The organism is Alphaproteobacteria bacterium (assembly GCA_040905865.1).
Taxonomy (GTDB): domain Bacteria; phylum Pseudomonadota; class Alphaproteobacteria; order UBA8366.
In genome coordinates, this window is the sequence record JBBDQU010000034.1 from 1 (window position 1) to 6,585 (window position 6,585).

The following is a 6,585-nucleotide window of genomic DNA, read 5'->3' on the forward strand; positions in this document are numbered from 1 at the left end:
GAATCACGCCAACGGAAACACGTAAACAGCGTTAACCTGAGTTCGGGGCCCTGGCATCTTTCCCTCGGGGCTTGCTAGGCCTTTCAAAAAACGGTAATATTTTCTCAAGATCTCCGGTCCGGTAAGTCATGCGGTCCGGAAAAGCAATCCAGCATTAATTCAGGGAGGAAAAATATGCGTTTTAACAATGGACGCGGTCTGATCCGTTTCGGCCTTGCAGCCGCAGCAGTCAGTGTCGCTTTAACGGGGCTGGCTTCGACGGCATCGGCTCTGGACAAGGTAACTATCCGTTTCGCAAGCGACCTTACGGGCCCGCCCCATCCGGCCGCCATTGCGAAGGAGCGATTCAAGGAATTGATCGAAGAACGCCTCCCCGGCAGCAGGGTGCAGACCTACTATGCCGGCGCGCTGTACAATATTCCCGAAGCCATGGAAGCCATGACCGAGGGTAACCTTGAAATGGTTTGGGGCCAGTTTGGTAAAGCCGGACAGGTCGAGCCGTACATGAACGTCGTCGTCGGTCCGATGAATCTTTCGACGCCGGGCGCGATCAACGAAATCGGCAATTTCAAGACGGTCAAGATGCTGAAGGAGCGTCTGGAAAAGCTGCATGACATCAAGACGCTCGGCTATGGCCACATGAGCATGTTCATCGGAGCCGGTTCCGGTAGCCGCCTGCTGAAGCCGGAAGATTTCGCCGGCAAGAAGCTCCGCAGCATGGGCCCGGCGGAAAACGCCGCGCTGTCCGCTTGGGGCGCGAATCCGACCACCATGGCCTTCGGCGACGTTCCGCCGGCCCTGCAGACCGGCGTTATCGACGGCCTGCTGACCAGCCTCGGCGGCTTCAATGTCGTGAAAGATCAGGCGCCGTACTTCACGGTTGCCGGCATCAACGGCATCGTCGGCGATTACTACTGGATCGGCGCCAGCGCCAAATGGTGGAATTCGCTGAGCGAGGATACGCAGAAAGTCATTGCCGATACGGTCGAGAACGACATGCTGCCGTTCGAAAAGCAGTTGAACTGGTGCAACGACAAGCGCCTGCTTGACAAGTACTCGACTTCGGACCCGTCCAAGCCCGGCATTTATCTCGCCAGCGAGGCCGAGCAGAAGGCCCTGGCCGACAAGCTGGGGAACGGTACCGTCGAATGGCTGAAGGAAAACACGCCGGAAGACGCCCACGAGTGGGTCGATACGTTCCGGATGGAAGCCAAGGCCGCTGTTGAGGCAAACCCGATGGGCAGCGATCCGCTTGAAAAGACGGATTGTGAGGCGATGGCGCACTGGTTCACGAAGTACCAGAAGATCGACAAGGAGGCTGAAAAGGCCAGAGGCGCTGCGGCAAAATCCGGCAAGAATTAAACCTGCAAGACAGGATGTGGGCGGTACTCGGGGGCATCCCGGTACCGCTCGCAGCTTGTCTGCCCGGACAGAGATAGCGGTCGCAATCCGATTGTGACCTTTTGTTATCCTCATTTTCAGCAGGTTTATCATGGAAGCTGCCATCGACAAGACCTACCGTGGCGTGCGGTACTTTCTCGACGTCATTGTTGCCAACTGCGCCGCGTTCGTTCTGCTCGGGTCAACCATCCTCGCAATTACAGAGATTGTCCGCCGCTATATTTTAGGCACCGTATTCCACTGGGGACAGGATGCCGTCACCTATTATACGGTCGCCGCGGTATTCATTTTCTGCGCCGTAACCCAGGCCCGCCGCTCGCATCTGGCCATGAGTGCGGCAATGGACCTGCTCCGTGCCAAGGGCTATGAAACACTCGTCCTTTCGGTTCGCACCTTCGTGACGGCGATCAACCTGACCCTGTTCACCTGCTTTGCATGGTGGGGAATCCCGACCGTGGAACGCATGTATATGCTGGGCCGAAAAAGCCAGAGCATGGTCGTGGAACTCTGGCCGTTCATGCTGTGCCTTGTCATTGCCTTCGCCCTGATGGCCCTGACAACACTGTTCCAGTTGTATCAGGATATACAGGCCGTACGCGGAAAAACGGTATTTCCGTGGGCGCCGGTCGAGGAAGGCATCGAAGTATAAACAAAAAATACCGCACCCGGGTAGATGGTGCGGCTTTAAGGGAGGCTAACAAATATGGGTCTGCTTACGGGGGGGCTGATTACCCTGCTGATAGCCGGTGCGCCTATCGGTATCGCATTGGCGGCAGCGGTGATCCTGGTTATTACGGCCGATCCGATCATATCGCCGGTGGCGCTGTTCCGGTCGTTCTTCAGCTTCGTCAACAATTATACGCTGATGGCGATTCCGTTCTTCATTTATGCCGGCTTCCTGATGGAACGCACCGGCCTGATCAGCAAGCTGTTCAAGCTGGCGGACGCCCTGATCGGCTGGCTGCCCGGCGGGTTCGCCTATGCAACACTGCTGGCGGCGGTTCTTTTCGGCGCCATCTCCGGCTCCAGTACGGCAATGTCGGCCGCAATGGGCGTCATCGCCTTTCCGGAAATGATCAAGCGCGGCTATCCGGTCTGGATGGCGACGGGGATCATAGCCTGCGGCGGCGGTATCGCCATTCTGATTCCGCCCAGCATCACGCTGATCCTGTTCGGTATCGTGACGGAAAGTTCGATTGTCGAACTGTTCTTCGCGGGATTCCTGCCCGGCGTCATGCTCGCGCTCAGCGATGCGGCCATCATCGTCCTGATGTCGTTCTACATGAAGCTGCCCAAGGGTATGTTCAACTGGCGGTATCTCGGCGAGGCCCTTTGGGAAGCATGGCCCGCGCTTTTGATGCCTGTTATTATCCTCGGCGGGTTGTATGGCGGGTTGTTTACCCCGACGGAAGCCGGCGCGGCCGCATGCGGCTATGCACTGATATATGGTATCCTGTTCAAACGCGGCGAGTTCCTCAAGGAACTGATGCCGGTCACTATCCGGTCGACCAACCTGACCGCGGTCGTGTTCTTCCTGCTCGGTTGCGTCGGCGTCTTCCAGTTCCTTCTGGCGAACAAGGGCTGGCCGCAGGATCTGGCCAACTGGGTCGGTGAACTGGGCCTGTCGCAAATGGGCTTCCTGCTGGTCGTCCTCGGCGTGCTGCTGGTCCTGTCCATGTTCCTGACCGGTGTAGCGCTGATCGTCCTGACCGTGCCGATTTTCTTCCCGGTCGCGTTGGCCCTGGGCGTCGATCCGATCCATCTCGGCATCATGGTCGCGCTCTGCATCGAAATGGGTGGCGTCATTCCACCGGTCGGGCTGAATCTCTTCGCGGTCAGCGGTACAACCGGGGTGCCTGTCACCAAGGTCATGAAGGGCGCGATACCATTCCTGTGTACGGACGGTATCGTACTGATCCTTGTGCTGCTCTTCCCGATGATCGCGCTGGTAATCCCGAACATGATGGTCGAGAAAATCTTCCAGTAGGCGGGCAGGTCGTCACAAAAAAGGCCGCCCGGGTGGAAACGTCCGGGCGGCTTCATTTTGTCCGGATGGAAACTCAGTTGCTGCCGCGCAACAACGCCGCAACGTGATCCGCAATCGGCATGGAACTGGTCAGGCCCGGGGATTCGATCCCGAACAGGTTGACCAGGCCGGTAATGCCGTGATCCCGCGGCCCCTGGATCAGGAAATCCGCAAGCGGCTCGCCCGGCGCCGTAATGCGCGGCCGTATCCCGGAATACGAAGGCTGCAAAGCGCCATCCTTCAGACCCGGCCAGTACCGACGGACAGAATCATAGAAGCCATCCGCGCGACCCGGATCGACGTCGTAATCGATCACCGGCGACTGCTCGACATCCGGTCCGAACCGCGCCTGCCCGCCCATATCGATGGAGATATGAACGCCAAGAAATTCTGTCGTCGGGGCCGGATACACCAGCCGGCTGAACGGGCTTTTGCCGATCAGCGCGTAGTAATTGCCCTTGGTGTAATAGGTCTTCGGCACCAGATCCTGCGGCATCCCGGCAATCTTGCCGGCGATATCCGTCGCATGAAGCCCCGCACTGTTGATGACGCTGCGGCATAACAACTGCATCGGGTCGGCGCCGCCCACATGAAGCAGTATCCCGTCATCGCGAATTTCACCGCCCGTCACCGGACTGAGGAAGGCCAGCATGGCGCCATGCTCTTCCGCGTCACCCTGCAATTCGAGCATCAGCCCGTGGGAATCGATAATCCCCGTCGATGGCGAAATCAGCGCCGCAACACAGGATAACTCCGGTTCCATCGCCTTCGCATCTGCGGCGCTGAGCATCTTGAGGTCGGTTACACCGCATTCCGCAGCCCGTTTACGGATACCCTCGAACGTCTCGATCTGGTCTTCGGAGGTCGCGACAATCAGTTTGCCGCAGCGCCGGTGCTCAATCCCGTGCTCATCGCAATAGCGGTACAGCATGTTCTTGCCCGCGACGCAGTACTTCGCCTTCAGGCTGCCTGGCGCATAGTAAATACCGGCGTGGATGACCTCGCTGTTGCGGGAACTTGTTCCGGTTCCGATCATATCGGCCGATTCCAGAACGATTACCTCGCGGCCCGCCATTGCCAGGGCGCGTGCCGTCGCCAGCCCCACGACGCCGGCACCGATGACGACGCAGTCGACTCTTTCAATCATCTCAAATGTCTCGCTTGCTCCAATGAAAATGCGGGTGCTATCACTTCATACAACCATCCTGGGGACGGTCGCGGTCGCGCGCCCCGTTTAAACCCGCAACGCTACAATAACGGCAGGCACATGAAAGACAACACGATCGTCACCCATAGCGGTAATCATCCCTACGATAATCTCGGGATCGTCAATCCGCCTGTCTATCACGCGTCAACGGTTCTCACGCGGACCTATGAGGCATTCCTCGACAGGTCGAACGCGAAAGTCCGATACGGCCGCCGCGGCACACCGACCACCTTCGCCCTCGAGGAAGCCATGACGGCGCTGGAACGGGCGCACGGCACGGTAATCGCGCCGTCGGGCCTCGCCGCCATCACCATGACGCTGAGCGCCCTGACCGAAGCGGGCGACCATATCCTGATCACCGACAGCACCTATGCGCCGACCCGGAATTTTTCCAACAAGGTGCTGAAGAAATTCGGCATCGAAGCGGAATTCTACGACCCCGCCATCGGGGCGGACATCGCCGGGCTTATCCGCGACAACACGAAACTGATCTGGACCGAAAGCCCCGGTTCGCAGACCTTCGAGGTTCAGGACATTCCGGCCATCGTCAGGGCGGCGCATGCCCGCGACGTACTCGTCGTCATGGATAACACCTGGAGCGGCGGCTATTTCTACAAGCCGCTCGATCACGGGGTCGATATTTCCGTACAGGCGGCGACCAAATACATCGTCGGCCATTCCGACGTCATGATGGGCACCATCGCCTGCAACGAAAAAACCTATGCGCAGGTGCACGAATCGGCCGGCAGTTTCGGCCTCTGCGCCGGTCCTGACGACGTCTATCTGGCGCTGCGCGGATTGCGGACCATCGGCGTGCGCATGGACCGGCACCACGACAACGGGCTGAAAATGGCCCGCTGGCTGGAATCGCACCCGCAAGTCATCACCGTCATGCATCCCGGCCTGCCCGGCAATCCCGGGCACGCATTGTGGAAACGCGATTTCACGGGGGCCAGCGGGCTCTTCGGTTTCGTGCTGAAGGACCCGTCGCGGGCCAGGCTTTCCGCGCTGCTGGATACTCTGAAATTCTATGGCATGGGGGCCAGCTGGGGCGGCTATGAAAGCCTGCTGCTGCCGAATTCGCCGGCCGCCAACCGGACCGCCACCACCTGGGAACCCGGCGGCCAGACCATGCGGATCCATGTCGGCCTGGAGGATATCGACGACCTGATCGACGACCTGTCCGCTGGCCTTGACCGGTACAGCGCCGCCTGAGGGCACGGAAAACCATGACAGCAGCAAGCGTTATCGACGCCATTACATTCGATTCGAACGGGCTCGTCCCCGCCATCGCACAGCAGCACGACACCGGCGAGGTGTTGATGATGGCGTGGATGAATGCGGATTCGCTGGCGGAAACCCTCTCGACCGGCCAGGTCTGTTACTGGTCGCGGTCGCGGCGCTCGCTGTGGCGCAAGGGCGAAAGTTCGGGACAGACGCAGCGGCTCGTCGAATTGCGGGTCGACTGCGACGCCGATACCCTGCTGCTGCTGGTCGACCAGACCGGCGTCGCCTGCCATACCGGCCGCCGGAGCTGTTTTTTCCAGGCCGTCCGGGATGGCGAACTGGTGACGATTGCCGAACCGGAAATCGATCCCGATACGCTGTATGGCGGCAAGGAATAGCCGCTACCAGTCGTGCAGCAGCCAGTTGCGGCGTGTCTTGACGTTATCGTCCAGCAGGTGAAGCGTGCCGTCGGGCCATCGTTTCAGACAGGCGACCATGCAGGCGACATTCGATCCGCCATGCCCGATGAAATAGTCGCAGGCCGCCGCCAGATAGGTGTCCATGATGACCTCGGCGCCAAGCTCGCGGCGATTGCCATGATCCCGCATCGTCATCGGCACCGGTCCCGTTGTCCGGCTGCAATCGATATGAAAGACGCGTTCGCCATAGCGTAGCCGTCCGGTCTGACCGCTCTTGCGGGTGACGATTTGATCGTGCTTCTTGG

At 59.6% G+C, this 6,585-nt stretch carries 7 protein-coding genes; 5 read left to right on the forward strand and 2 right to left on the reverse strand.

The genetic code is table 11. The features are described 5' to 3' along the window. Positions 1 to 174: 174 nt before the first annotated feature. From dctP to WD767_06685, 3 genes are all read left to right on the forward strand, one after another. Positions 175 to 1,362 carry a TRAP transporter substrate-binding protein DctP gene (gene dctP, locus WD767_06675; protein MEX2615761.1) on the forward strand — a complete coding sequence of 396 codons (1,188 nt, stop codon included), beginning with the start codon at positions 175 to 177 and terminating at the stop codon, positions 1,360 to 1,362. 130 nt (positions 1,363 to 1,492) lie between these two features. Beyond that, positions 1,493 to 2,050, forward strand: coding sequence for a TRAP transporter small permease (locus WD767_06680; protein ID MEX2615762.1), 558 nt, complete (start codon positions 1,493 to 1,495; stop codon positions 2,048 to 2,050). Positions 2,051 to 2,104: 54 nt separating this feature from the next. Continuing rightward, positions 2,105 to 3,388, forward strand: a complete 1,284-nt coding sequence (locus WD767_06685) for a TRAP transporter large permease (protein MEX2615763.1) — start codon at positions 2,105 to 2,107, stop codon at positions 3,386 to 3,388. Between the two features lie 73 nt (positions 3,389 to 3,461). Here WD767_06685 and WD767_06690 read toward each other — a convergent pair whose 3' ends face one another. Continuing rightward, entirely contained in the window at positions 3,462 to 4,571 is a 1,110-nt protein-coding gene (locus WD767_06690) for an NAD(P)/FAD-dependent oxidoreductase (GenBank protein MEX2615764.1), read from the reverse strand. A gap of 123 nt (positions 4,572 to 4,694) precedes the next feature. On the opposite strand from WD767_06690, the gene metC reads away from it, so the two are divergent. Continuing rightward, a complete protein-coding gene (gene metC / locus WD767_06695; protein MEX2615765.1) occupies positions 4,695 to 5,849 on the forward strand; it encodes a cystathionine beta-lyase in 1,155 nt (384 codons plus the stop codon). A gap of 14 nt (positions 5,850 to 5,863) precedes the next feature. Then, complete coding sequence (gene hisI / locus WD767_06700; GenBank protein MEX2615766.1) at positions 5,864 to 6,259, forward strand: phosphoribosyl-AMP cyclohydrolase; 396 nt, start codon at positions 5,864 to 5,866, stop codon at positions 6,257 to 6,259. A 3-nt stretch (positions 6,260 to 6,262) separates the two neighbouring features. Here the strand turns inward: hisI and WD767_06705 are convergent. Further along, positions 6,263 to 6,585: hypothetical protein (locus WD767_06705; GenBank protein MEX2615767.1), on the reverse strand; the 323-nt coding region annotated here is incomplete at its 5' end.

Coding starts and splice junctions, on each gene's coding strand:
- WD767_06685 (MEX2615763.1), top strand. CDS start 2,105: ATGGGTCTGCTTACGGGGGGGCTGATTACCCTGCTGATAGCCGGTGCG.
- dctP (MEX2615761.1), top strand. CDS start 175: ATGCGTTTTAACAATGGACGCGGTCTGATCCGTTTCGGCCTTGCAGCC.
- WD767_06680 (MEX2615762.1), top strand. CDS start 1,493: ATGGAAGCTGCCATCGACAAGACCTACCGTGGCGTGCGGTACTTTCTC.
- metC (MEX2615765.1), top strand. CDS start 4,695: ATGAAAGACAACACGATCGTCACCCATAGCGGTAATCATCCCTACGAT.
- hisI (MEX2615766.1), top strand. CDS start 5,864: ATGACAGCAGCAAGCGTTATCGACGCCATTACATTCGATTCGAACGGG.